Origin of the sequence: Pantoea phytostimulans (assembly GCF_046118715.1) — a bacterium.
Taxonomy (GTDB): Bacteria; Pseudomonadota; Gammaproteobacteria; order Enterobacterales; family Enterobacteriaceae; genus Pantoea; species Pantoea phytostimulans.
In genome coordinates this window covers 3678341-3703772 of sequence record NZ_CP173698.1, presented here as the reverse complement: position 1 = coordinate 3703772, position 25432 = coordinate 3678341, and the positions used below count along the sequence as shown (strand labels likewise).

Sequence of the window (25432 nt, the reverse complement as noted above, 5' to 3'; positions counted from 1 at the left end):
AGCGTACGCGCTTTTTCTTTGCAGTGGAAGCAGGCAGCATGAGGTTATCAGCCTTTAGTAAACTTCTCATTAAAAACAGGGGAACCGCCATGCCTTTGCTGCAATTCGATGTTATTCAAGGTCGTTCTGAGTCAGAATTACGCACATTGTTAGACGCTGCTCATCGTGCCGTATTGACCGCTTTTAACGTACCCGAGCGCGATCGTTATCAGATTGTTCAGGAAAATAAGCGCTATCAGATGGTTTTTCAGGATACCGGTTTAGGTTTCAACCGCAGTGACAATCTGGTGATGGTGCGCGTCTATACCAGTCCGCGTAGCCGCGAACAGAAACAGCTGTTTATGGCGGAGCTGGCACGTGAACTGCGTGAAAACTGCGGTGTGCAGGGCAATGATTTAATGATCAGCTTTATCACCAACGACAAAGGCGACTGGAGTTTCGCGGACGGCGAAGCGCAATACCTGACCGGTAAACTGTAACCTCTTCCAGCGCCTCACTGACGGTGTTTTGTGATCGCCGTCAGTGCAAATCACATCAACTTTAAACCGCCGTTAAACCATTTCCTCTTCCACTCCACAATTCTGATCGGATGTGTTGCAGCCGTGTGACAGCCAAGATAGATTGTCGAAAAAACTATTATGAAAATGACCGATTGCGCAAGGCGCTGCGTACTCACCTGAAGAGAGGAATTGACGTTGTCCGAATTAGTGTCAGTCGTGTTGTTTCTGGCCGCTATTGCAATTTATTCCACTAAAGCCGGGCGAAATAAATTTTGGTTCATTGTTGTCCTGTTATTACTTGTTCTGTTTGTGGTGCTCAACGCCACCCTTTATGCCAGCAACTATTTTACCGGCGACGGCATCAATGATGCGGTGCTCTATACGCTGACCAACAGCCTGACCGGCGCCGGTATCAGCAAATATGTCGTGCCCGCTATCGGGCTGATTATTGTACTGTTTTCACTCTTTTGCCTGTTGTCGTGGCTACTGCGTCGTCGTGCACGTCCCCACAACTTCGGCTGGAGCCTATTGGCCTTTATCTGCGCTGTGGGTTCTGTGCAAACCACGCCCGCTTTTCGTCAGGTCGCTTCGCTGATCGCTTCCCATACCCAGCAAGCGAATTCAGATTTTGAAAACTTTTATAAAGTGCCTAAAAACCGTATCGACCATCCTAAACTCAACGTGGTCTATATCTACGGTGAAAGTTTGGAGCGCACCTATTTTGATGAGCAGGCTTTTCCGGCGCTGGCACCAGAACTCAGCCGTGAAAAAGAACAGAGCATCGACTTCAGCAATACCGAACAGCTGCCTGGCACCGATTACACCATCGCAGGCATGGTTTCATCGCAATGCGGCATTCCGCTGTTCGCGCCTTTCGACGGTAACGCGTCAGCTTCGCTTTCCAGCTTTTATCCGCAAAACGTTTGCCTGGGCGACATCCTGAAAAATTCCGGCTACGAAAACTGGTTTATTCAGGGCGCAGATTTACGCTTTGCCGGTAAAGATGTTTTCCTGACATCCCACGGTTTTAGCCCTGCCAATATGTATGGTTCGCAAGAACTTAAAAGCCGCGTTGCCGATCCCACTTATCGTAATAACTGGGGATATTACGATGACACGGTGATGGATGAAGTATTTGAGAAATATGAAGAGCTATCACGTCAACAGAAACGCTTCGCGCTGTTTACGCTGACGGTAGACACACATCATCCCGACGGATTTATTTCGCGTAGCTGCCAACGCAAGAGCTACAGCCTTGACGGGAAACCCAACCAATCTTTCAGTGCCGTTGCTTGCTCACAAGAACATGTAGCGCGCCTGATTGAACGCATCAAAGCGTCACCCTGGTTCAAAAATACGGTGATTGTGGTGACATCTGATCATCTGGCGATGAACAACACCGCGCATCAATATTTGGTAAAACAGCCGCGCCGTGACCTCTACATGATTATTCGCGGCGACCAACCGCAAGCTGAAGTGATCGAGACTAAACGCAGCACCATGGATAACGGCGCGACGCTGCTGGATATATTGGGCGGAGATAACGCTATCGGTTTGGGTCGCAGCAACCTTTCTTCTATCTCTCTTTCAACCCAGTTTGATGATTTGAAGAGCAAAGTACTGAGCTGGAAGCCCGATATCATTCAACTGTGGAATTTTCCTAAGAAAATGGACAGTTTCACCATTGATACCGCGAAAAACTCTTTCAGTTTTTCCGGTACCACCTTCAAATTACCGATTCTGTTTCGCGTAAACGATAAGCACGTTGAGCCGATGCCAGAAGGGGAATATTCAGCACCGCTGCGTTATCAGCTGGCCGATTTTGTCTCAACGGATAAATTTGTTTGGGTCGATCGCTGCTTTAAAATGGCGCGTTTATGGAAACCCGAACTGGCACTCTCCACCGATTATTGTCTGGCGATGGGGCAAATGGGCGGTCAACCCACCGTGACGCGGATTGATAAACCGCAGTGGAAGAGCAAAGTGCAATTTCCAGCAAGCACCACCAGCGATGCACAATATCAACGTAACCTCGCGCAGATTCGCGTGCTGGATAATGATATTCGCTATCAGGCCGATCGCTTTTTATTAACCGTACCGGGTGCACCTAACAGCGTAAAAAGCTTTAGCGGTATCTCGCGTCCGGAAAGCTGGGGACGCTGGTCGAACGCCAATCTCGCGCCGGAAGTGAAAATTGAGTATGTCGATCCACTGCCGCAGAAGTTTGATCTGGTGATCACCGCACGCGCCTTTGGCCCGAACGTACATCGTCCTATTCCCGTGCGTGTCGGCGATCAGCAGCAGCTGCTGACCTTAGGTGAAGAGTTCTCCACCACCACGCTGCATTTTGATAATCCCAACGGCAGTCATAATTTGATTATTGTGCCACCGGAACCGCAATTGAGTAACATCGGCAATATCACCGGCCAGGATCCACGTAAGCTAGGCATCGGTATGGTGGATATCAAAATAGTGCCGCAGGGTTAACCTTAAACTTCTGCATTTTGGGCACAACGCAAAACTGATGTGCCGCAGCTTAAGGTCGATGTCGCTGGGCTGAAAAACGTTAGACGTTGGGTAAAACGGTTACTGATGGTCATGGCCACCCCCCTGGTGATGGCCATGACGTACATTTTTACCTGACAGCATGACGCTCCGTGAAGATGCCCATTAACGGCGCAGCGCCTCCAGCTTCTCGCGCTGCTCTCCTTGCGGCGTAAAGTTTTCGCTATGCAACCAGCGTTCAAAGCCGCTTTTCACCTGCGGCCATTCGCTGTCAATGATCGAGAACCAGCAGGTGTCACGCGTGCGGCCTTTGTAAACAATCGCCTGACGGAATTCCCCTTCATAGCGGAATCCCAACCGCGCCGCCGCACGGCGTGAAGGGGCGTTGCAGCTGTCGCATTTCCATTCATAACGACGATAACCGAGCTGCTCAAAGGCATAGTGCATTAATAGGTAATGCGCTTCGGTTGCCATTCGCGTCTGCTTTAATAACGGTGAAAACGCGACATGGCCCACTTCAATTACGCCATGCTGAGGCTCGATGCGCATCAGTGCCAGGCTGCCGACTGCCCTTTCCGTTTGCAGGTCAATCACCGCGAAATGCAGCGGATCGCGGCTGCTTTCCATCTGCGCTGCACTCTCCAGCCAAGCCTGCTTATGGGTAAATGGGCCGACAAACATGTATGTCCAGTCGCGGCCATCTTCGGCCAGCGAATAGGCTTCAAACAGCGCATCGGCATGCGTTGCCACGCTAAAGGGCTCAAGACGACATGATTGACCGATAAAAATTTCACGCTGCGGATAAGGCCGTTCCTGCCAGTCCAAAGACTGGCCAACGGGTTGACCATATTGATTCGTATGCTGTGACATGCTGCCTCCCGATTGAGATGATGAAAGCAGATTGCCACTTTGCTGGTCGCTTAAAAAGCGCCACAATGGTGGAAAATGATGGATCCACGGAGCGTCTGTTGTCGTCTTATATTTCCTCGTTGCTGTTTGCTCCCCTCACGGCTAAAGATGTCACGCTGCAGCAACAGCTTTATCAGCGGATTAAACAGGCTATTCTCAGTGGTCAGCTTCCTGCTGGCACCCGATTACCGGCCACACGCCAACTGGCCAACGAGCTGCAAGTTTCGCGTAATACGGTGATCAATGTCTGGACACATTTGCAGGCAGAAGGCTATGTGCTGAGCGATCGGCAAGGCAGCCGCGTTAGCCCCATGGTATCGCCTCACATACTCAACTCCGCTGACCTGCCCGCTTCTTTGCCGCTGGCCAATCGCCTGACATCGTTGCATTCCAGCCATCGCATCAACAGCGAAGAATACCCGCTGCGAGCGGGCGTGCCAGCGTTAAGCCATTTTCCATTTCCTGCATGGCGTCGAGCGTTAAACCGCGTGCTAAGCCAAACGCCGCACCGCCTGCTGGGTTATGGCGATCCGCTTGGAGAAAGCGCGCTGCGTGAGGCTTTAGCGCAACATCTGAGTATGACGCGTGGCGTGCGCTGCACGGCGGAGCAGATTGTCATCACCGAAGGCGCGCAGCAGGCTTTATCGCTCTGCGTCACGCTACTGACTAATCCCGGTGAAACCGGCTGGGTTGAAGATCCGGGTTATCGCGGTGCCAAAGCCGCGATGCATGCTGGTGACCTTAATGTCATCCCGATTGCCGTTGATGCACAAGGTCTCGCGCCAGAGGAGCGTCACTGGCAAAACGTTCCGCCACGGCTGATTTACACGTCGCCAACGCATCAATATCCGCTCGGTGTGGTGATGAGTGCGGCACGACGTTTGGCGCTGATTGCTGCTGCGCAACAGCATCAGGCATGGATTATTGAGGATGATTACGATGGCGATTATCACCATCGCGGCGAGCCGATTGCTGCCATGCAAGGCATGAGAGAGAGCGCCCCGGTAATTTATCTCGGCTCGTTCAGCAAAACATTGTTTCCTGCTTTGCGGCTCGGTTTTATGGTGCTACCCGCACATCTGCTTTCACACATCCGGCCTGCGTTGCACGAATTACTGCGGGGCGGCAATCGGCTGGAACAGCAGGCGTTAGCGCGCTTTATAACATGTGGCGACTTCAGCCGTCATTTAAGCAAAATGCGCCGGTTGTATCGTCAACGTCAGGCCAAATTGCGCACCGAATTGCAACGCGTACTGGGCGAAAACGTTGTGTTGTTGGGTGGCGACAGCGGCATGCATTTAGTCCTACAGCTTCAAGAAAATCAAGATGATGTGGCGCTGGCCGCTGCACTCTGGCAGGCAGGTTTTGCCCCGGCTGCGCTCTCGACGTTTTATCTTGCTGACCCCAAACAACAGGGATTGGTATTGGGCTACGGCAATACCAGCGACACGCAGATCGTTGCAGGTGCGCAGCAAGTGGGCCGTTTACTGCGCTGAGTACAGCCAACTGTACTGGCAACGCGGCACGTCTCACATTCTTGTACGCCATTGTTTACCCAAAGCGGTCTGGCGCGATGAATTTGAAATAGCTCACATTTCTCCATTAACGAAAACACAACACTGCTCTCCAGATCCTTAGACTGGAGTCCAGTATGTTGGAAGTGACGCCTGTTCCGGCGCTTACGCGCGCCATCGCTATTCTCAACTTTATTGCGCAACACGGGCCATGCAGCGCTGCCGAGATCATTGAGGCATTGGCGCTGCCAAAAAGCAGCGCTTACCTGCTGTTTGCTGAACTCAAAAAACAGCGCTTGATCACGGTTGATCGTAACGATCATTACTGTTTGTGGACGCGGCTGGTGGAGTTTGCGGGTCATGCGCTTGAGCACATGGATATTCGCGATATTGCCCGTCCGCGCCTGACGCGTTTAATGCAGGAAACCAACCTGCTGTGCCATCTCGGCATCATTGATAGCGGTCACGCCTGTTACATCCTCAAACTTGAATCTGCCGCCACCATCAGCGTGCGTTCGCACGAAGGAAAAAGCCTGTCGCTGTATCGCTCCGGTATTGGCAAGTGCCTGCTGGCCTGGCAACCGGCCGAAGAGCAGGCGCGCATCATTGAATCGCTGCGCTTTGTTGCCGTTACGCCCACCTCCTTACGCAGCGCAGATGCCTTGTATACCGAACTGGCCCGCATTCGCCGTCAGGGTTGGAGCTTTGATAATGGTGAAGATTTTCCTGATGTGCGCTGCGTTGCTGCGCCGATTTTTGACGCCCGTCAGCAGTTGGTCGCCGCGATTTCGTTAGTCGGTACGCGTTTAGAGATTGACGACGACAAGCGCGATTACCTCGCGGGCCTGGCTATTGCCTGCGCTCGCGATATTTCTCGTTTGCTGGGCTGGCGCAGCCCAGCGGAAAAACACGCCTCATAACTCGGAGAACATTATGTCCCTACCTAAAATAAAAACGGTTCGCGCTTATTTTGTTGGCGGAGCAACAGCTGAGAAAGCTGCGGCTGGCGGCGATTATCACGATCAGGGTGCTAACCACTGGATTGACGATCATGTCGCCACGCCAATGAGCAAATACAAACAGTATGAGCAGTCACGCCAGTCGTTTGGCATCAATGTGCTCGGTACGTTAGTGGTGGAAGTGGAAGCGGAGAATGGTCAAACCGGTTTTGCGATCACCACTGGCGGTGAAATGGGCTGTTTCATTGTCGAAAATCACCTGAATCGCTTCATTGAAGGACGCTGCGTCAGCGACATCAAACTGATCCACGATCAGATGATGAACGCGACGATGTACTACGCCGGTTCCGGCGGTGTGGTGATGAATACGATTTCCTGCGTGGATTTAGCGCTGTGGGATCTGTTTGGCAACGTCACCAATCTGCCGGTTTATCAGTTGCTCGGCGGCGCGGTGCGTGATGAGTTGCAATTTTACGCGACCGGCGCACGTCCCGATCTGGCGCAAAAAATGGGGTTCATCGGCGGGAAAATGGCGGTGCAATGGGGACCGCACGACGGCGACGAAGGCATTCGCAAAGAGGTTGCACGCATCGCCCACTATCGCGAAAGCTGCGGTCCTGATTTCTGGCTAATGCTGGATTGCTGGATGAGTCAGGACGTCAATTTCGCCACCAAACTGGCGCACGCCTGCGCGCCCTACAACGTTAAATGGCTGGAAGAGTGTTTACCGCCGCAGCAGTTTGAAGGCTACGCGCAGCTTAAACGCCAGGCACCGCCGGGCATGCTGATTACCAGCGGTGAGCATCACGGCACGCTGCAATCTTTCCGCACGCTAGCGGACACCGGCATTGATATTTTGCAGCCTGATGTTGGCTGGTGTGGTGGCTTGACCACGCTGGTTGAAGTCGCCGCGCTGGCTAAATCGCGTGGACAGCTGGTGGTGCCACACGGATCGTCAGTCTATTCGCATCATGCCGTCATCACGTTTACCAATAGCCCGTTCAGTGAATTCCTGATGACCAGCCCCGATTGCAGCACGCTGCGTCCGCAGTTCGATCCTCTGCTGATCAACGAACCCGTCCCTGAAAACGGTCGGTTGCATAAATCTGCGCTGGATAAACCCGGTTTCGGCGTTGAGCTGAACCGCGATGGCCTGAAGCGCCCTTACCATCATTAATAGCTTCGGCTGCGATCGGCGATCGCAGCCGGGTTCATGAGGATCATTCCGATGAATACACCGGTGCAAAGTGCGTTGAAAAGCGCAGTGAAGAAAAATCGCGCCCGCCTCATTCCGTTCATGTTGATGCTCTACGTGTTGGCGTTTCTCGATCGCGCCAATATCGGCTTTGCTAAAGAGGCGTACCAGCTGGATACCGGCCTGAGCAACGAAGCCTACGCTTTAGGGGCCGGTATTTTCTTTGTGATTTACGCGCTGCTTGGCGTGCCCGCTAATTTGCTGATGCGCCGCTTTGGCGCGCGCAGTTGGATTGGCGGCACCACCTTACTGTGGGGCTTTCTCTCTGCGTCGATGGCTTTTGCCGATACCGAAGCAAAATTTCTGCTGGTGCGTACCTTGCTTGGCGCAGCAGAAGCGGGCTTCTTTCCAGGCATGATCTATCTGACGTCACAGTGGTTTCCACAACAACAGCGCGCCAGCGTGATGGGATTATTTTACATGGGGGCGCCGCTGGCTTTAACGCTGGGGTCGCCGCTCTCCGGTGCGCTGCTTGAAATGCACGGTTTCCTCGGCCATCCCGGCTGGTTCTGGATGTTTATCATTGAAGGTTTGCTGGCGGTCGCGGCGGGTATTTTCACCTTCGGTTATCTCGACAACACGCCTGCCGAAGCACGCTTTCTAAGCACCGCCGAAAAACAGGCTTTGCAGCAGCAACTCATCACTGAAGAGCAGCAAAAACCCACGGCGCACCTGCGCGATGCGCTGCGTAATGGCCGCGTTTGGCAGCTGGCCATCATCTACATGACCATCCAGATCGCAGTATATGGATTGATCTTCTTTCTGCCTTCTCAGGTCGCCGCCCTGCTTGGCACCAAAGTGGGCTTTACAGCCTCACTGGTTGCGGCAATTCCGTGGATCGCCGCATTGTTCGGTACCTGGCTGATTCCCCGTTATTCCGACCGCAGCGGCGAGCGGCGTCGCGTCGCGGCCTTTACCTTGCTGGCCGCGGCATTGGGCATTGGCATTTCAGGTCTGGTTTCGCCGCTGCTGGCGATGATTGCGCTTAGCGTAGCGGCGGTGGGTTTTATCGCCGTACAGCCGGTGTTCTGGACCATGCCAACCCAATTGTTATCGGGTACCGCACTGGCAGCAGGTATCGGCTTCGTCAACCTGTTTGGTGCCGTGGGCGGCTTCCTAGCCCCGCTGATTCGCGTAAATGCGGAAATAGCGTTCAGCAGCAGCAGCGCCGGATTGCTGGCGTTGGCACTGATCGCGGCAATAGGTTCAATGCTGATTCTCAGCCTGAAGGTCGGACGCAGCGCGCCGCAACCTCAGCAGGCAAGTCATTAATACAGGAGGCAACATGCAGGATCCATTACACAATCCCTTTAAAGCCGGGCTGGCCAGGGGTGAAACGCAGATTGGTTTATGGCTCAGCAGCACGTCGTCTTATCTGGCTGAGATCGCTGCCACCAGCGGTTATGACTGGTTATTAGTGGATGGTGAGCACGCGCCCAATACCGTGCAGGACCTTTATCATCAGCTCCAGGCAATTGCGCCCTATCGCAGCCAACCGGTGATTCGCCCGGTGGAGTTTCAAACCGCGCTGATCAAACAGGTTTTAGATATTGGGGCGCGCACCTTGCTGGTACCGATGATCGACACCGCCGAGCAGGCGCGCGCGCTGGTCGCGGCTACGCGTTACCCGCCGCTGGGTACGCGCGGCGTAGGAGCCGGCGTTGCACGTGCGGCGCGCTGGGGCCGGGTGGAGAATTACATGGCGCGTGCCAATGATGAGCTCTGCCTGCTGATTCAGGCTGAGAGCAAAACGGCAATTGAGAATCTGGACGCCCTGCTCGAAGTAGAAGGCGTTGATGGCATCTTTATCGGTCCAGCGGATCTGTCGGCGTCACTGGGTCATCCCGATAATGCCGATCATCCCGAGGTGCAAATGCTCATTGAGCAAAGCATCAGGCGCATACGTCGTGCCGGTAAAGCCGCAGGCTTTCTGGCGGTGAATATTGCGATGGCGGAGCGGGCAATCAGCTGGGGTGCGAATTTTGTCGCCGTCGGCGTCGATACCATGCTCTACACCTCGGCGCTGGACAGTCGCTTAGCGCATTTCAAAAGCGGCACCCCGTCAGCGACTAAATCGAGTTATTAAGCTTTGGCGCGGCAATGGATTGCCGCACCATTAATTCTGCCTCAAAGTGTGGCATCGGTCCGGGCGATTCGCCGCGAATCTCAGCAATCAAGCGCCGTGCCGCTTCGCGTCCCATTTCATACACCGGTTGCGCCACCACCGTCAGCGGCGGTGTCACCACTTCGCTCCACGGGAAGTTATCGTACATCATGAAGGAAACATCCTGTGGGATACGCAGCCCGCGCCGCGTGATTTCTCGCAGCAGCCACATCGCTACCACGCTGTCAGACGCAATCAGTGCGCTGGGCGGCTGCGGTCGCTGCCATAATGCATCAACGATACGCGCAATCTGCTTTTCATCCTGCGCATTCACCTGCACCAATCCCGGATCAAACGGCAATTCCGCTTCAGCAAACGCCTGCATCATGCCGCCCACACGCTGCGCCACCGGTGTTAAACCGAAATCAGCCGATTCCTGATAGTCCCGATCCAGTTCCATACTGGTGACGTAGGCTATTTGCTGATGTCCAACGCTGATCAACTGCTGTGTTGCTTGTCGAGCAACGCCGGTAAATTCGCAGCAAATCGCTTCAACATCTAAACCAATGACAGCACGATCAAACAATTTAAGTGCCCGGCCTTCTGCCAGAACCTGCATTAAATGACTGTTCTTCTGCTGGTCCGAACAGCTAGGCGCAACAATAATGCCGTCCACCTGCTTTTCCAGCATCACACGAACCGCTTCCTGCTCGGCCAGCGATTTTTCATCGCTGTTGCTCAACAGCAGATGGAAGCCCGCCAGACGCGCAACATCGGCCATGCCGCGCAGCGCCAGACCAAAATGCGGGTTTTCGATATCACCCACAATCACGCCAATGGTGTTGGAGCGCCCGGTATTCATGCTGCGCGCCAATTCATTGGGCCGATACCCTAACTGCGACGCCGCGCTGTTGACACGATCCTGAACCTCATCACTGACCGCGCCATAACCGCCAAGCGCCCGCGCTGCCTGCGCTTTTGAAACATTTGCTGCCCGTGCCACATCAGCCACGGTTGGTGCTTTTGAACGCGATTTCAGGTTGGTCATAATTATTTCGAATCACAAGTTGATGACAGGAAGATTGACGTTGAAAAAAGGCTGTGCTTAAACTCATTCTAACCCCTTGAGACCGGTCTCACAACGACAACGTCATCAAGGTGTCACTTATGTTGAGACCGGTCTCAAAAATAAATTTCCGGCTCAACTGTCTCTGATGTTTAACCTGCAAAACGGATGAGCTATGAAATCGCAAATGACTCTGAGCAAACTGCTCTGCACCTCCATCGCCCTGTGTTCGCTTTCGTTCAGCACGCTGGCGGCGTCAACCGCCAATCCTTACGGCTTGATTGAACCCGGCCATCTACGTGTTGCCAGCGTGGGGGATTCCAAGCCTTACACCTTCACCGACGCCAGCGGTCAGTTCACCGGCTTCGACGTCGAATTCTTCAAAAACGTGGCCCATCGCATGGGGATCGATAACGTCGATTTTATTGGTCAGGACTTCTCGGCAATCATGCCAGCCGTGGCTAACGGGCAATATGATGCGGCGGTAGCGGCTATCGGCATTACGCCGGCACGGGAAAAAACCGTGGATTTCTCGACCGGATATCTCGCCGGTTATCTTACGGTGCTCACCCGCAGCGACAGCGGCGTAAAGAACGTGGAGACGTTAGCTAAACGCCGTCTGGGTGTGATTCAAGGCACTTTGCAGGAAAACTACGCGGCACAGCATTTCACCCAAAGCGATCTGGTGCGTTTTCCCGATAACAACGCCGCAATCTCTGCGCTGAACAACGGCACGCTTGATGCCGTATTCCTCGATTACGAAGCGGCCAAAAGCTATGCCGATCGCTTCAAACTGGTTTCTGCCGCCGACATTCCCTCGTTTGATGCGCCCGCTGGCGTCGCCATCGCCAAAGGTAAACCTGAATTCAAAGCCGCGCTGGATAAGGCCATCAAAGCCGCGATGCAGGATGGCACCTGGAAACAGCTTTACCAGAAATGGTTCCCTGGCTCGCCAATGCCAAAACAATATCTACCCGACGGCCAGTCTTAACGCAGACGCTTAGCGTTTTGCGCCAACCTCATCCGTACTGACTGGAGAATGGCGATGGATCTTTTCACAATTCTTTCTCGCACCTTTTTCGATTTTCCTTCGATGATGGAGGTGCTGCCGCAACTGCTGGCGACGGGCCTGGTGAACACGTTGATCATCTCGCTTGCCGCTACGCTGCTCGGCACGCTGTTTGGCTTGCTGCTGGCGCTGATGGGCATTTCGCCCTCACGCTGGCTGCGTATACCCGCTCGTCTTTACACCGATCTGTTTCGCGGCCTGCCCTCCATTCTGACCATTCTGCTGATTGGTCAAGGCCTGGCGCGTTTCAGCTATCAGCTGTTTGGCCCTACGCCCTACCCGCTTGGCATTTTTGCGCTCAGCCTGATTGCCAGCGCTTATATGGGTGAAATTTTCCGTTCCGGTATTCAAAGCGTTGAGCGCGGCCAAATGGAAGCCTGTCGTGCACTGGGCATGAGTTATGGACGCGCGATGCGGCTGGTCGTGATCCCACAAGGGATTCGCCGCGTGCTGCCCGCTATCGTGAACCAGTTCATTGCCATTATTAAAGATTCGTCACTGGTTTATCTGCTGGGTTTGATGACCAACCAGCGCGAGCTGTTCCGCGTGGGCCAGGATGCAGCAGTACTCACCGGCAACCTTTCACCGCTGATGCTGGCTGGCCTGTTTTATCTGGTGATTACCGTGCCGCTTACCCACATGGTGAACTATGTCGATGTGCGCTATCGCACCGGCCGCCGCCGTCTTAGCGCACCGCAAAGTGGGTTAAAAGAGGTGGACGAAGTGCAAAAGCTGCCCAATAACACACTGGCGACCAATCCATTAATCAGCGATCGGGGGCAATGATGAGCCAAACACGTCTCGCCGAGCAGCCTGCTCAGGCCAACTGGCATGGCGCCAGCCTGGAATTGCGTGACCTCACACTGGCTTACGGGCCGATCGACGTCCTGCGCGGTGTCTCGCTGAAGATCGCGCCTGGCACCACCACCTGCATTATTGGACCATCCGGCTCGGGTAAATCGACGCTGCTGCGAGGGATCAACCGGCTGCATGAACCCAAGTCGGGCGATGTATTTCTGGCGGATCGATCAGTGCTGCGTGACAAGCCCGACGCGTTAAGGCTGCGCATCGGCATGGTTTTTCAGCACTTCAATCTGTTCCCGGATCACAGCGCGCTGGAAAACGTGGCGCTGGCACCGTGGAAAGTCAAAGGGCTGCCGAAAGCGCAGGCGTTTGCGATTGCCCGCCAGCGGCTGGAGGAAGTGGGATTAGGCCCGCGCGCCGATCAACACCCCCGCGATCTCTCTGGCGGACAACAGCAGCGTGTAGCGATTGCCCGTGCGTTAGCGATGGATCCTGAAGTCATGCTGTTTGATGAAGCGACCTCGGCGCTTGATCCCGAATTGGTGAAAGGCGTGCTGACATTGATGGCTGATTTATGTCGCCGCGGCATGACGATGGTGGTGGTCACACATGAGATGGGCTTTGCGCGCAAGGTTGCCGATCAGGTGGTGTTTATGGACGAAGGTGAGATTGTCGAAGCCGGTTCGCCCAGCGCTATTTTTGACGCGCCGCAATCGCCGCGTCTGCAACGTTTTCTTTCGGAAGTGCTGTAATCCTTCCCCACTTTTAAACGTAAGGAACTTAACAATGGCGGTAAAAAACGACATGCACGTCTTGGTGCTGGGTGGCGGTGTATTAGGGGTTTCTAGTGCGTTAGAACTGACAAAGCGCGGTGCGAAAGTCACCTTGTTAACAGAAGCCGCGTTGTGTTCTGGGGCTTCGGGACGTTCGCTGTCGTGGCTAAACTCCGCAGGTGAACGATCGAAGCCTTACCACGCCCTGCGTATGGCGGGTATTGATCGCTATCGTACGCTGTTTGCTGCCGATCCTACACGTGACTGGCTGCGTTTTGATGGCGGCCTTTGCTGGCCTGCCAACGATGTGGCGGGAACACAGACGCGCCACGCTTACGAAAAAGCGCACGGCTACGATTCGCATTTGATTACGCCCGCTACCGTGGCGCAGGTCGATAAAGGTGTCGATCCGCAAGCGATGGCAGAGGAAGCGATTTTTAATCCCGGCGAAGGTTGGGTCAGCTTGCCGCATTTGATCGCGCATCTGTCTGGGCAGTTTCGTGCGCTGGGCGGTGAAATTATTGAGCACGCCGGCAAAGCCAGTGTCATTGCCGAACAAGGTCGCGCGAAAGGAATCCGCTATGATAAAGGCGAAATAGCGGCGGATGCCGTGCTGGTTGCCTGCGGTCCCTGGACGCCAGATGTGGTCGCGCCGCTGGGTGTCACCCTTCCCAACGGATCGCCGGTTTCCATGTTGGTGATTACAGAGGCAAGCGATCAACCGCTAAAAACAGTGCTGAATACCCCGCGCGCGGCGGTGCGGCCCAATCCCGGCAAGCGTTACGCGCTGGATCATGACTGGTATGAAAACGACATCAAACTGCAAGCGGATGGCACTTATCAGATCGAAGAAAGCGTAGTGGCACAACTGGCGCAGGAAGCCAGCAAGCTGCTGCGCGCTGGCACACCACTGAAGGCGGAAAGCTGGAAGCTGGGATTAAAACCGATCCCAGGCGATGGCGATCCCGTGTTGGGTGAGCTGGAGAAAGTGCCGGGCTGTTTTGTGGCGTTTACCCATTCGGGCGCAACGTTGGCATTGATCGTCGGAGAACTACTGGCGGATGAGATTGTTACCGGAGAGAAGCATCCTATGCTGGCCGCTTTCCGCGCCGAGCGCTTTGGCTAACAAAAGAGCCGGTCATCTCGACCGGCTCTTTTATTTATCCACGGAAGAAAATATCGCCTGATTTACCCATAACAATTTTACCGGTGTCATTGGTAATCAAAATGTAGTTGGCGTTGATGTAAGCCCAATGGGTATTTTCTTGTGGCGCAGGCAGATTACGTTTTTGCCATTCAGTGATGGTGTACGTTTTTTCGGTGTACTGCTGCGGCACGGTATCGCCCACTTTGTACTCTTTGTAATCGATAATGATGGTGGTGAGATCGTAGTTTGGCGTGCCGGTTGGCGCATTCGCATCAGGCTGCGCTGGCGTAGTCGGCGTAATGCCATCATTAGATTGTGAAGACGGTGCTTGTGGCTGTGGTGTTGTGGCATCTGGCTGCGCGGCATTAGCATCTGGCTGCGCGTTGGGATCGGCCTGCTGAATTTGCGGCGGCGGCGGCACGGTGTCAGTGCCTTCATTGGCGGCCTGAGCAGCGGTAACAAGGCTCAATGAGCCAAACAGTAATCCTACTGAAAGAAAAGCGATGTGAGTCCTGCGCATAATGATTTCCACGTTGAATTAGTATGAGTAACAGTAGACCAAGAGATAGACATTCTGTACAGCAACTCAGTTCCCTGCACTTTTCAGCTAAGTGTAAGGAAACGCGACGCTATTCCCCGGCTAGCGCTGATTAACTCGCGCTTTAGCGGCCAAATCCACCAGCAAGGCAATGCCCAGATAATTGCTCCAGTTAAACGCATTCTGTAATACCACAATGGCATTCCCGTTACGTTTATCGTAGCCAATAAAACTGGAATAACCGCCAATATAACCCACCTGATAAGTAATTTTTTGGCCGTCCAGCTCATCGGTTACCCAGGCGATATTTTGTGCCTGAGTACCATACTGATACCAAGGGCGATTTACCGCCTCGAAAGCCTGATTTAAGGCGGGATTATCCGTTGCCGCTAAATGCGCCTGCAAATAAGTAATCAGATCGCGTGCGTTGCTATAAAGGCTGGCCGCCGCCACCATGTTACCTTTGAAATGCCAATCCGGCGTCAGCGTACCGCGGGCAATAAATTTGGGCTGATCGCCTGCATGGCCCAGCGCACGCCAGGGATAAGCAGCAAGTTGTTCTGGCTTGAAGCTGCTTTGGCACATCTGTAGCGGGGTGAATATCAGGTTTGATGCCAGCGTCTGAATATCCTGGTGAAAACGGTGCTGCAGGATGTAGCCAAGCAGCGCATAACCGAGATTGGAGTAGTGCGGCACCTGCACTGCGGGTGCGGAGAAATCCGCCAGATATTCCAGCAATGCATCGCTATCAAGGCTGCCATAGAAGTTTTCACCGTTCCCCAGATAGCGCATAAACTGGCGCAGCATCGGCAAATCCATATCCTGACGCGGTAAGCCAGACGTGTGTGTTACCAGCTGCAACAGCGTAATTCGCTGTGCATCTGCGCTTAGCTTCACACTATCTGGCAACAACGCTTTTAGCGTGTCATTCCAATGTAGCTGGCCCTGATTCACCAGTTGGATAATGACTTCTGCCGTCACGCCTTTACTTAGCGATCCCAGCGCAAACAGCGTATCAGGGGTGATCGGATAACGGTGCAGATCATCCGTAACGCCAAAAGAATAAAATTGCGCCGGCCCGCCGCGATGGATAATCGCAATGCTGATGCCAGAAACCTGTTTCTCCTGCATGTAATGACGCACGATGTCATCAACGTTTTCATGAAAGGTGTCATGCATGAGATAAACCCGATCGCCTACCGGTGCAGAGGTTTGCGACAGCGTGCCGCAGGCAGAAAGCAGGAACGAGCAAAATATCACCGCGAAAAATCGCAGTAACAGGTCGCCCCACAGCGTATTCTGCGCAGTGAGATAGCGGGCAAAAAAGTGCGTCAAACTGTCCATCCTGGTGAAAGCAAAAATGCCCGTTTATCGTTTTTTGGTGAAGAGGTTAGGCGGTCAATAAAACATCGAATGCGGCGCAAGATACCATAAAGCGCAACAGCGCTGTAGCGCGGTTTTGGCGTTAGTTTGCCTGCTGCAGCAAGGCCAACGTTGGCTGCTGCACCCGCTGCAACAAAGTCATCGCCTGCTGTTCTGAACGAATATTGGTGTAACCAATGATCAGGCCATAGCGTTTCTGCGTCTGCGTGTACCATGCCGACAAAGAAAACACCTGCAACTGCTGCGCCTGCCAGAGTTCTGCTAGCGCGACATCCTGCGTGCCGCGCCGCAAAAACGCGACAATGTGCATGCCACCATCACTCAGTTCATAGCTGAACGTCTCAGGAAACAGCCGGTTAAGCGCGTCCAACATCAGGCGGCGGCGCTGCTGATAAAGCGTTCGCATTTTTTTTATGTGCTTGTAAAAGTGTCCCTCGCTGAGAAATTGCGCCAGGATCTTTTGCGGTAACAGTGACAAGCCCGTTTCTGTGATTTCGCCCAACTCTTTAAAGCGAGAAACGGTCTCTTTTGGCATCACGATATAGCCGATCCGTAGCGCGGGCATCACCGTTTTACTGAAGGTACCGATGTAGATCACCCGATCGTCATGATCGAGGCTTTTCAAAGCCGGGATCACCTTTTTGGTGTAGTGAAATTCGCCGTCGTAATCATCCTCAATGATCCATGATTGATTCTCTTGCGCCCATCCCAGCAACTGATGTTTACGTGGCAATGAGAGCGTGACCGCCAGCGGGCTGTGATGCGTTGGCGTGGTAATCAGGAAACGCGCATCCGCATGATACCGCAGCAGATAATCGACGTTGATCCCCTGACGATCAACCGGCGCATAATGCAGGTTAGGCGCAATACGCTTCAGTAATTTCTGACCAAAAAAATAGCCGGGATCTTCAAATATCACCTTGTCGCTCGGCTGCGCCAGCACCTGCAGAATCAGCCGTAAATTGGCGCGATAACCGCTGGTGATAAACACCTGCTCTGGCTGACAATCGAGACCACGTGAGATGTTTAGATAACCGGCGATGGCTTCGCGCAGCGGTGCGTAACCGGTTACTGGCTGGTTCGTCATCTCTTCCGGGCGCAGGCTGCGCGCCACTTTGCCGGAAATCAGTAACCATTTTTTCAGCGGAAACTCATCCAGCGAGGGAATACCCAGCCGCATTTCCCCAGGATTATCACGCAATCCGGTTAGCTGGTTTAGGCTGCTGTCTGCTAACGGCGCGGGTTCTTCGGCTGGCTCTCGTCGCGAGATCACCAGATCGGGATTCACGCGCGTGCCTTTCGCGCCCTGACTGACCAAATAACCTTCACCGATCAACACGGCGTAGGCCGCTTCAACGGTTTTTCTCGCCACCTTTAACTCTTCAGCCAGCACGCGAATGGCGGGCACTTTGTCGCCCGGCTTCAGCGCGCCCGCCATAATCTGTTGGCGATAGCGCGCGTAGATCTCTTTATAGCCCACGCCTATGTCCTACCTGTTTTCATCAGTTTTGACCCTTTTACCTCAGTCATATCTCGCTAAGATGCCTGCATTCGTTGCGCCATTACCAGCACAACCGTACATCTTGAAGAGGAAAAGTAATGAAACTGCTGCATATCAAAGTCAGTCCTGATCTCGCAGGTTCCGCCTCGCGTACCGCTTCATCTTATTTGGTAGACAAACTCAAGCTGCGCCATCCCGCCTTGGTTGAAACCGTGATTGATCTTTCCCGCGATCCGTTACCGCACCTTGATGCATTCACAATCGGCGCATTCTTTACCCCCGCTGACAGCCGGACCGCAGAACAGTGCGAGGCAATCGCAACATCGGAGCATCTGGTTGATCAACTGCTGGAAACGGATCTGCTGGTGATCGCATCACCGATGTGGAACCTCGGGTTGCCATCGGTCCTTAAAGCCTGGTTTGACCATATCACCCGCGCTGGGCGCACCTTCGCCTTCACGGCCGAAGGCAGCAAGATTGGCTTGGTGAATAACAAACAGGTTTATTGCGTGGTTGCCAGCGGCAGCGTTTTTGCCCAAGGACCTTTCATGCAGGACGATCAGTTCACGCCCTATATTCGCACCGCACTGGCTTATATCGGCATTGACGATGTGAAGTTTATTCGAGTCGACGGCACACACGATCCTGTGAGCCGTCAAACCGCCTTACCTCATGCATTGCAATGCATTGATCATCTGTTTAATTAACTGAGGGCACCATCATGACATCACGTGTAAATCACTTTAAAACGATTCCTGGCTTGGTTAAATCGCTTAGCGACGTCACCCTGGCTTCACATAAAAGCGCCATCGACAGCATGATGAAGCATCTGATTGATATCCGTGCTTCACAGTTAAATGGCTGCACCTTTTGTGTCGATATGCACATCAAACAAGCCAAACTGGACGGCGAACGCGAACTGCGTATTTATCATGTTGCCGTATGGCGTGAATCGCCGTTATTTAGTGCGAAAGAGAAAGCCGCATTGGCATTAACTGAAGCGCTAACGCGTATTAATGCGCATGGGGTTTCGGATGAACTTTATCACGCCGTGAGCGAGCACTTTTCAGAGGTCGAAATCTCAGAATTGGCGATGGCTATTTCCGTCATCAACAGCTGGAACCGCCTGATGGTGCTTTCACAGATGGAGCCTGGCGCGCTGGATAAAGCGTATGGCCTGGATCGCGCTGATTTAAATTAATCGTTTTATACCCGGTATACTTTAAGCTTGGGTGCAGAGGCGACGCGCCTTGCTGCACCCTTAAGTATGGCGGGTATATACCTGACGTTGAGTGGATAGGCGTGTACACTGCTGCGGTTTTTTCTGATTAATGAAATGCCCGGGAGGCAACCGTATGAAAGAAGGCCCACTGTCCGAGAAAGAGCTGGAATGGCTTGAAGAGATGCTGGAAAAACACGGCAGTGAAGCGTCGATACTGGATGTCTCTGAATTGGACGGCCTGTTGACTGCCGTGCTTTCGGGCCCGACAACGGTTGAACCCAGCGAGTGGCTGGTTGCCATGTGGGGCGGCCAAAAGCATATTCCGAAATGGACCAACGAGCGCGAGATGACGCGCTTTATGGAACTCTGCTTTCAGCACATGAACGACATTGCCGATCGCCTTTCGGAGTTCCCAGAGCAGTTTGAACCGGTATTTGGCATCCGCGAGATGGAAGGTCTGGAATTCACCGTCGTGGAAGAGTGGTGCTTTGGCTACATGCGCGGCGTGGCGCTGACTGATTGGTCTGCCCTGCCACAGGAGCTGCAGCCAGCACTGGATGCCATCGCTCTGCATGGATCTGAAGAGAACCTTGAGAAAATTGATGCGCTGTCGCCAGACGAAATGGAAGCCAGCATTGATGCCATCCGCCCTGCTGCACTGGCGCTGCATGATCACTGGATTTCACAGCCAGAAGCGATTCCAATGGTGCAAAAGCCGATCGTGGCAGATAAGTTGCCAGGCAGGAATGATCCCTGCCCATGCGGCAGCGGGAAAAAGTTTAAGCAGTGTTGTTTGCACTGATTGGATTTGAAAAAGGCTGCCGATGGCAGCCTTTTTCAATTTTGGTTTAGCCAACACTGTATTTTGTATGAAGTAAACCTACCCGCAGAAAGCTAAAGTCTTCTTAAATAAGTTTCCGCAACACATTTGTTCTGCCTTGAATGACAAGTTTTGTTTTGCAGTCAGTCTTCATTAATTTGCTAAAAATTTAAGCTTCACATTGATTAAAAATTCAATTTGAAAATACCATTATTACGTGAAAAAATGACATCACATTGCCGATCCTGCGTTAAAAAATAACGTAGCATTAGTTTTTTTGCTCTGGTGGAGGTTGTTATGTCAAGTTTTGACACGGATTATTGTTATTCATTCCCAGCGGTACGAGGGATACAGGCAGGACGCCCATTTTACATTGCAACTTGTCCGATGCGTATCATTCCTAAGATTTTCAGCTTTGATGAATCTGAGGTGCCACCTGAGCTGCGCGCGCAGCGCATCCTCAATAAAAGCCGCATTCCCGATATGGTTCGTTATTTACTAGAAAATCCAAAAGATTACGTTTTTTCTGCTCTTACGGCATCTATAGCAGTCGAAGTCGAATTTGTAGAAAATATGGGATCCGGTAACTTGGGAACTTTAAAAGTACCAATGGACGCGCAGATATTAATAAATGATGGCCAACATCGTCGGAAAGCTATTGAAGAAGCATTGGAGGAACGACCTGAATTGGGTCATGACAACATTCCTGTGCTTTTCTTCGTCGATGAAGGTCTTCGGCGTAGTCAACAAATGTTTGCCGATCTCAATAAGTATGCGGTTAAGCCAAGTCCATCTTTGGCCACGCTTTATGATCACCGTGATGTTGGTTCAGAACTGGCCCGATTTATGGCTGCAAATGTTGAACCTTTCATCGGTCTGACCGAAATGGAAAAATCAAGTATATCAACGCTTTCAAGTAAGCTATTTACCTTGAGCAGTATCAAGCAAGCCACTAGAGCGTTGCTTGGTAAAGGCCCGAAAGACGGTTGTGATGATGATGAAAAAAAAATCGCCATTGAGTATTGGCAAGCAGTTTTCAACGTTATTCCAGACTGGCAAATGGCCGCAAAGAAAGAAGTATCCCCAGCTCAACTTCGGCAAGACTATTTACATGCCCATGGAATCGGCCTACATGCATTAGGTATGTTGGGCAGAAGCCTTTTGACAGAGCATCCGCATGACTGGCATGAAAAATTAAATCAGTTGAAAACCATCGATTGGCGCAAAACCAATCCAGAATGGTTAAAACGAGCAATGCTGCACGGCAAGTTGAGTAAATCAACAACGGCCATTCAGCTCACCTGCAATCTTCTCAAAAATGCCTTGGGCTTACCTCTGACACCAGAGGAAAAGCAGCTTGAAGCACAGGTAGTTACAAAAATATGAGTAACCTAATTAATGTCCATGATTTGGATGATTATGAAGACTTCATCAATTTGGAAGAATTCGCTGGTCGTCCGCTTGCGGAATATGTTTCCGAAGTGCAGAGAATTTATTGCGCCGATAAACGCCCTTGGGTCATTGGCTATAGTGGAGGCAAGGACTCATCAGCAGTCATTACTCTGACGTATTTGGCTTTGTTAGGCCTTCCACCTAAGTTACGAACAAAACCTATTTTTCTGGTCTCTTCAGATACACTAGTCGAAACGCCCGTTGTCGTTGATTTAATTAAAAAAACGATGTTGCAAATTGAAGCTGGTGCTAAGCGCGATAAATTGCCGATTACTCAACATCCCGTTGTGCCGAAAACCCATGAAACTTTTTGGGTAAATCTGCTCGGTAAAGGCTACCCAACACCAACCAGAAGCTTTCGTTGGTGCACCGAGCGCATGAAGATCAACCCCGTAAGCGACTTCATTCGCGAAAAAGTTAGCCAATTCGAAGAAGTGATTGTAGTGCTCGGTTCACGTAGCAGTGAAAGCTCTTCACGCGCCCAAGTCATCGCTAAACATAAAATTGATGGCACACATCTTGCCCGTCATACAACGCTATCAAATGCCTTTATCTATACCCCAATAGATACTTGGGATGTAGAAGACGTTTGGAAATTACTTCGCGGTGCTTTCCGCTATTCGCCAAACGAAGTTGAAGAATGGGAAAGCCCATGGGGAGGGAACAACCGCCCGCTTTGGACATTGTATATGGATTCATCTAACCAAGGAGAATGCCCGCTTGTAATTGATGACAGTACGCCTTCTTGCGGTAATTCACGTTTTGGCTGCTGGACTTGTACAGTTGTAACCAAAGATAAAGCGATGGAGAGCTTAATCCAAAATGGTGAGGACTGGATGCTTCCGTTGCTTAAATTCCGCGACATGCTGGCAGTGACGTCAGATCCAACTCAAAAGGATACTTATCGTAATCATAAAAGAAGAACCGGTAAGGTGAGCTATCAGTATGCCAAAGATGGTGAGGAGCTTAGTGCTGAACGTAAGCATGTTCCTGGCCCTTACTGGCTTTCATACCGTAAAGATTGGCTGAAAAAACTTCTTCAAATTGAAAAAAGCATTAATGACAACGGACATGATCTAACGCTGATTACTCATCCGGAATTACATGCAATTCGTCAGGAATGGTTAAAAGATCCGAATGAACCAGACTGGAATGACTCATTACCGGAAATTTATCGTAGCGTTTACGGAAAGGATCTGAACTGGGTTGTAGATGATCAATCCCGTTTCAATGCAAGCGATGCAGAATTGCTAGCTCACATAACTCAGGATTTTGATGTTGAACCTGAAATGGTGATGAAGCTCATTGAGCTGGAAATCTCAATGGAAGGAATAAGCCGCCGTCAGGGAATTTTCGAAAAAATTGGCACCATTTTGAAACAGGACTGGGGAAGCCTCGAGCAGATCCAAGAAAAGCAATCAGCATTACAGAAGCGTAATCAGCGAGATTTGCATCAGGAAGAAGTAAGCAAGTTAGAAGCGGAGCTACAAAAGTTGCAACGCATGTTAGTTGAGGCAGATGAGCCCTCACATGTTCATCGTGAGGTTGTAGAAAATGATCATTAAACAATTAGTTTTGCGGAATTTTCGTGTTTTCCGTGGGACGCATATTATCGATTTAGCACCAAAAAAACGGGAACGAGAATTACATGACCGTCCTATCGTTCTTTTTGGTGGTCTAAATGGTGCAGGTAAAACATCAATCTTAACGGCAATCCGTTTGGCCCTCTACGGACGACTGGCTTTTGATCAATCCAGCCAACAGCAGGATTACATCAACCAGCTCACATCATTAATTCATAATGGTGTGAGCCAAACACAGCGGCCAGATGATGCTTCTATCGAACTGATTTTTACTTATAACAAAGGTGGCAAAGAGTCTGAATTCACTGTTACTCGCTCTTGGAAAAGAGGTAAGAAAGATAAGTTGTCACTGCTGCAAGATGGTGCGCATCTTGAAGAACTCAACTATGAGCAGTGCCAAGGATTTTTAAATGAACTAATACCTCATGGAATTGCAGATCTCTTCTTTTTTGATGGCGAAAAAATTGCAGAGCTGGCTGAAGATGAAACCGGCAATATACTAAGAACGGCAGTACGGCGCCTGCTCGGATTAGATCTTATATCCAAATTACGTAATGATTTGGCAATCTTTACTAAACGGCAATATGCTAAGCAGCTCAGTACTGAACAGCAAAAAAAGATCAGAGTACTGGAAGAGCAGCAGAACAGTTTAGGTTTCAAGGCAGAAGAGCATATGGCAGCCTTAGATGAGATAAATGCTCAGATTGAATTTCTGACCTTACAAATCATAAAATTTGAAGGGCAACTGAGCGCCCAAGGCGGTGCATTTGCATTAACAAAAACTCAGGAAGAGAAAAAAGTTGATGAGCTTGTAAAAGACAAAGAACGTTTAGAAAAGGCTTTACGTCACGAATGTGATGGTACCCTACCGTTTGCTTTAGCTCCAAAAACACTTTATCAACTTTTAACGAGAATTGAGAACGAAGCTGAAATTAAGCAAACTAAAAGCTTCGAAAAAGAACTTACTTCATTTCTTGAACAGCTCAAAGCTGACATGGCGTTTAGATCAAGAGAAACTAGTATTATTGCTACGGAAGCTATTTCTGACCAGCTTGAAATGTACATGCAAGCGAAACCTAAAGGCGATTTACTGTTTGATATTTCTGAACGTGAAGCTGGGATTATCAAATATGCTATTGAACAAGGAAGTAAAAGTTCATGGCAGCGCTTTGATGATTACCGATCTGAGTTAACAAAAGTCGAAAATATGTTAGAGCAGTCCTCAGCTAACATAGCAAGAGCGCCAGAAGATGATCAGTTATTAGACATTTTTAATAGCTTGAGAAAATTAGACGTTAAGCGCATCGAGCAAAAGAATAACTATAGATTTCATATTGAAGAAGCCAAGAAATTCAAACAACAACAGTTGGATGCCGCTAAGCAAATTCAGAAGTTTCATGATGCTGAGAGAGACCAATATGGATTTGTTAGCTCGCTAAAAAATGCGGAAGAAACGATCGGACTATTGGACTCCTATACAGACGTGCTCACTAAGGCAAGAGTGAAGAAGCTTGAAGCAAATTTCGAAATGGCTTATCGAAAGCTAGCACGTAAGGAAGATCTTAAACTTTCAGCTCATATCAACCCAGCAACATTCGATGTTGAATTGGTTGATGAAAATAACATTGCGATAAACAGAAAGCTTCTCTCTGCTGGTGAAAAACAAATTTATGCCATTGCAATTTTGGAAGCATTAGCCAAAACATCTGGGCGCGAATTACCGGTAATTATCGATACGCCTTTAGGCAGACTTGATTCCTATCATCGCGATAAATTAATTAACCATTATTTCCCATACGCAAGCCATCAAGTTGTATTGCTATCGACAGATACCGAAGTTGATGAAAAATATTTTGTCGACCAATTGAGAGATGATATTTCTCATGCATTTGAAATTAAATTCAATGCATTCACAAAATCTTCATCAATCAGCAAAGGTTACTTCTGGGAACTTACTAAGGAGATCGTGTAATGCTTCCAAATCGTATGCAACTTAGTCGGACCACAGAAGATCAGCTTAAGAAGCTTAAGGCTTATACGGGATTGACCCCTAATGTTACGGCAAGAATCGCATTTTTTCGTTCAGTAGAAAGTGGTTTTCGTTATAAAGGTATGGGTGATACAAAAAAAAATGACGGCTCATTAGTGCTTGATAAAATCACATGGCTAGGTGATACGCTTCATCTCACTGAGCTGACATTAAAAATGCTTTATAATGGAATGGATAATAGAGAATACCTTAAAGCTTGGGCTGCGCATGTTGATGATGGAATTTCTAGCATAAGGAATCATAAAAGCTTAAGCAAATTTGTTAATGCAATATAAAAA

The 25432-nt window shown here is 50.9% G+C and carries 23 protein-coding genes; 18 read left to right on the top strand and 5 right to left on the bottom strand.

Annotated elements, in window-relative coordinates; genetic code table 11:
• Nucleotides 1-89 precede the first annotated feature (89 nt).
• On the top strand, nt 90-479 hold the full coding sequence (locus tag ACF2G4_RS17185) for a tautomerase family protein (RefSeq protein WP_215847712.1): 390 nt from the start codon (nt 90-92) through the stop codon (nt 477-479).
• 216 nt (nt 480-695) lie between these two features.
• Nucleotides 696-2987, top strand: coding sequence for a phosphatidylglycerol--membrane-oligosaccharide glycerophosphotransferase (gene opgB / locus ACF2G4_RS17180; RefSeq protein ID WP_409075209.1), 2292 nt, complete (start codon nt 696-698; stop codon nt 2985-2987).
• A 183-nt stretch (nt 2988-3170) separates the two neighbouring features.
• On the opposite strand, the gene ACF2G4_RS17175 is transcribed toward opgB, so the two are convergent.
• On the bottom strand, nt 3171-3875 hold the full coding sequence (locus tag ACF2G4_RS17175; RefSeq protein WP_409075208.1) for a GNAT family N-acetyltransferase: 705 nt from the start codon (nt 3873-3875) through the stop codon (nt 3171-3173).
• A gap of 98 nt (nt 3876-3973) precedes the next feature.
• On the opposite strand from ACF2G4_RS17175, the gene ACF2G4_RS17170 reads away from it, so the two are divergent.
• From ACF2G4_RS17170 to yfaU, 5 genes are all read left to right on the top strand, one after another.
• Nucleotides 3974-5410 (top strand): PLP-dependent aminotransferase family protein, encoded by a 1437-nt coding sequence (locus tag ACF2G4_RS17170; RefSeq protein WP_409075207.1) that lies wholly within the window; start codon nt 3974-3976, stop codon nt 5408-5410.
• 155 nt (nt 5411-5565) lie between these two features.
• Nucleotides 5566-6348: an IclR family transcriptional regulator gene (locus ACF2G4_RS17165; RefSeq protein ID WP_243078656.1), complete on the top strand. Its 783-nt coding sequence runs from the start codon at nt 5566-5568 to the stop codon at nt 6346-6348.
• Between the two features lie 13 nt (nt 6349-6361).
• Complete coding sequence (gene rhmD, locus ACF2G4_RS17160) at nt 6362-7564, top strand: L-rhamnonate dehydratase (protein ID WP_215847716.1); 1203 nt, start codon at nt 6362-6364, stop codon at nt 7562-7564.
• A gap of 51 nt (nt 7565-7615) precedes the next feature.
• Complete coding sequence (locus ACF2G4_RS17155) at nt 7616-8914, top strand: MFS transporter (RefSeq protein WP_215847717.1); 1299 nt, start codon at nt 7616-7618, stop codon at nt 8912-8914.
• Between the two features lie 13 nt (nt 8915-8927).
• A complete protein-coding gene (gene yfaU / locus ACF2G4_RS17150) occupies nt 8928-9728 on the top strand; it encodes a 2-keto-3-deoxy-L-rhamnonate aldolase (protein ID WP_215847718.1) in 801 nt (266 codons plus the stop codon).
• Here the strand turns inward: yfaU and ACF2G4_RS17145 are convergent.
• A complete protein-coding gene (locus ACF2G4_RS17145) occupies nt 9712-10794 on the bottom strand; it encodes a LacI family DNA-binding transcriptional regulator (protein ID WP_409075206.1) in 1083 nt (360 codons plus the stop codon). The genes yfaU and ACF2G4_RS17145 overlap by 17 nt on opposite strands.
• Before the next feature lie 193 nt (nt 10795-10987).
• Between ACF2G4_RS17145 and ACF2G4_RS17140 the strand changes: the two genes are divergently transcribed.
• From ACF2G4_RS17140 to ACF2G4_RS17125, 4 genes are read left to right on the top strand one after another with little or no spacing between them, the layout of a single operon-like run.
• Nucleotides 10988-11803, top strand: a complete 816-nt coding sequence (locus tag ACF2G4_RS17140; RefSeq protein ID WP_332626756.1) for an ABC transporter substrate-binding protein — start codon at nt 10988-10990, stop codon at nt 11801-11803.
• Between the two features lie 54 nt (nt 11804-11857).
• Nucleotides 11858-12667: an amino acid ABC transporter permease gene (locus tag ACF2G4_RS17135; RefSeq protein WP_215847720.1), complete on the top strand. Its 810-nt coding sequence runs from the start codon at nt 11858-11860 to the stop codon at nt 12665-12667.
• A complete protein-coding gene (locus ACF2G4_RS17130) occupies nt 12664-13437 on the top strand; it encodes an amino acid ABC transporter ATP-binding protein (protein WP_332626753.1) in 774 nt (257 codons plus the stop codon). The genes ACF2G4_RS17135 and ACF2G4_RS17130 overlap by 4 nt, the downstream gene beginning before the upstream one ends.
• Nucleotides 13438-13471: 34 nt before the next feature.
• Nucleotides 13472-14584: an NAD(P)/FAD-dependent oxidoreductase gene (locus ACF2G4_RS17125; RefSeq protein WP_409075205.1), complete on the top strand. Its 1113-nt coding sequence runs from the start codon at nt 13472-13474 to the stop codon at nt 14582-14584.
• Between the two features lie 34 nt (nt 14585-14618).
• On the opposite strand, the gene ACF2G4_RS17120 is transcribed toward ACF2G4_RS17125, so the two are convergent.
• From ACF2G4_RS17120 to ACF2G4_RS17110, 3 genes are all read right to left on the bottom strand, one after another.
• Nucleotides 14619-15125 carry an RcnB family protein gene (locus ACF2G4_RS17120; protein ID WP_243078661.1) on the bottom strand — a complete coding sequence of 169 codons (507 nt, stop codon included), beginning with the start codon at nt 15123-15125 and terminating at the stop codon, nt 14619-14621.
• Nucleotides 15126-15245: 120 nt separating this feature from the next.
• Nucleotides 15246-16436 (bottom strand): serine hydrolase domain-containing protein, encoded by a 1191-nt coding sequence (locus ACF2G4_RS17115; RefSeq protein WP_409075987.1) that lies wholly within the window; start codon nt 16434-16436, stop codon nt 15246-15248.
• Nucleotides 16437-16608: 172 nt separating this feature from the next.
• On the bottom strand, nt 16609-18006 hold the full coding sequence (locus tag ACF2G4_RS17110) for a PLP-dependent aminotransferase family protein (RefSeq protein WP_409075204.1): 1398 nt from the start codon (nt 18004-18006) through the stop codon (nt 16609-16611).
• 119 nt (nt 18007-18125) lie between these two features.
• On the opposite strand from ACF2G4_RS17110, the gene ACF2G4_RS17105 reads away from it, so the two are divergent.
• The 7 genes from ACF2G4_RS17105 (at nt 18126) to dndE (ending at nt 25429) form a co-directional block, all read left to right on the top strand.
• Nucleotides 18126-18734, top strand: coding sequence for an FMN-dependent NADH-azoreductase (locus tag ACF2G4_RS17105; RefSeq protein ID WP_215847724.1), 609 nt, complete (start codon nt 18126-18128; stop codon nt 18732-18734).
• 14 nt (nt 18735-18748) lie between these two features.
• Nucleotides 18749-19228 carry a carboxymuconolactone decarboxylase family protein gene (locus ACF2G4_RS17100; RefSeq protein WP_215847725.1) on the top strand — a complete coding sequence of 160 codons (480 nt, stop codon included), beginning with the start codon at nt 18749-18751 and terminating at the stop codon, nt 19226-19228.
• Nucleotides 19229-19382: 154 nt separating this feature from the next.
• On the top strand, nt 19383-20051 hold the full coding sequence (locus ACF2G4_RS17095; protein ID WP_215847726.1) for a YecA family protein: 669 nt from the start codon (nt 19383-19385) through the stop codon (nt 20049-20051).
• Between the two features lie 315 nt (nt 20052-20366).
• Nucleotides 20367-21455, top strand: coding sequence for a DNA sulfur modification protein DndB (gene dndB, locus ACF2G4_RS17090; protein WP_409075203.1), 1089 nt, complete (start codon nt 20367-20369; stop codon nt 21453-21455).
• Nucleotides 21452-23086, top strand: coding sequence for a DNA phosphorothioation system sulfurtransferase DndC (gene dndC, locus ACF2G4_RS17085; RefSeq protein ID WP_409075202.1), 1635 nt, complete (start codon nt 21452-21454; stop codon nt 23084-23086). Before dndB ends, dndC begins: the two co-directional genes overlap by 4 nt.
• Nucleotides 23076-25076 (top strand): DNA sulfur modification protein DndD, encoded by a 2001-nt coding sequence (gene dndD / locus ACF2G4_RS17080; RefSeq protein ID WP_409075201.1) that lies wholly within the window; start codon nt 23076-23078, stop codon nt 25074-25076. Before dndC ends, dndD begins: the two co-directional genes overlap by 11 nt.
• Nucleotides 25076-25429 carry a DNA sulfur modification protein DndE gene (gene dndE, locus ACF2G4_RS17075; RefSeq protein ID WP_409075200.1) on the top strand — a complete coding sequence of 118 codons (354 nt, stop codon included), beginning with the start codon at nt 25076-25078 and terminating at the stop codon, nt 25427-25429. The genes dndD and dndE overlap by 1 nt, the downstream gene beginning before the upstream one ends.
• Nucleotides 25430-25432: the final 3 nt, after the last annotated feature.

Coding starts and splice junctions, on each gene's coding strand:
- ACF2G4_RS17185 (WP_215847712.1), top strand. CDS start 90: ATGCCTTTGCTGCAATTCGATGTTATTCAAGGTCGTTCTGAGTCAGAA.
- ACF2G4_RS17175 (WP_409075208.1), bottom strand. CDS start 3,875: ATGTCACAGCATACGAATCAATATGGTCAACCCGTTGGCCAGTCTTTG.
- ACF2G4_RS17165 (WP_243078656.1), top strand. CDS start 5,566: ATGTTGGAAGTGACGCCTGTTCCGGCGCTTACGCGCGCCATCGCTATT.
- rhmD (WP_215847716.1), top strand. CDS start 6,362: ATGTCCCTACCTAAAATAAAAACGGTTCGCGCTTATTTTGTTGGCGGA.
- ACF2G4_RS17155 (WP_215847717.1), top strand. CDS start 7,616: ATGAATACACCGGTGCAAAGTGCGTTGAAAAGCGCAGTGAAGAAAAAT.
- yfaU (WP_215847718.1), top strand. CDS start 8,928: ATGCAGGATCCATTACACAATCCCTTTAAAGCCGGGCTGGCCAGGGGT.
- ACF2G4_RS17145 (WP_409075206.1), bottom strand. CDS start 10,794: ATGACCAACCTGAAATCGCGTTCAAAAGCACCAACCGTGGCTGATGTG.
- ACF2G4_RS17140 (WP_332626756.1), top strand. CDS start 10,988: ATGAAATCGCAAATGACTCTGAGCAAACTGCTCTGCACCTCCATCGCC.
- ACF2G4_RS17135 (WP_215847720.1), top strand. CDS start 11,858: ATGGATCTTTTCACAATTCTTTCTCGCACCTTTTTCGATTTTCCTTCG.
- ACF2G4_RS17130 (WP_332626753.1), top strand. CDS start 12,664: ATGATGAGCCAAACACGTCTCGCCGAGCAGCCTGCTCAGGCCAACTGG.
- ACF2G4_RS17125 (WP_409075205.1), top strand. CDS start 13,472: ATGGCGGTAAAAAACGACATGCACGTCTTGGTGCTGGGTGGCGGTGTA.
- ACF2G4_RS17120 (WP_243078661.1), bottom strand. CDS start 15,125: ATGCGCAGGACTCACATCGCTTTTCTTTCAGTAGGATTACTGTTTGGC.
- ACF2G4_RS17105 (WP_215847724.1), top strand. CDS start 18,126: ATGAAACTGCTGCATATCAAAGTCAGTCCTGATCTCGCAGGTTCCGCC.
- ACF2G4_RS17100 (WP_215847725.1), top strand. CDS start 18,749: ATGACATCACGTGTAAATCACTTTAAAACGATTCCTGGCTTGGTTAAA.
- ACF2G4_RS17095 (WP_215847726.1), top strand. CDS start 19,383: ATGAAAGAAGGCCCACTGTCCGAGAAAGAGCTGGAATGGCTTGAAGAG.
- dndB (WP_409075203.1), top strand. CDS start 20,367: ATGTCAAGTTTTGACACGGATTATTGTTATTCATTCCCAGCGGTACGA.
- dndC (WP_409075202.1), top strand. CDS start 21,452: ATGAGTAACCTAATTAATGTCCATGATTTGGATGATTATGAAGACTTC.
- dndD (WP_409075201.1), top strand. CDS start 23,076: ATGATCATTAAACAATTAGTTTTGCGGAATTTTCGTGTTTTCCGTGGG.
- dndE (WP_409075200.1), top strand. CDS start 25,076: ATGCTTCCAAATCGTATGCAACTTAGTCGGACCACAGAAGATCAGCTT.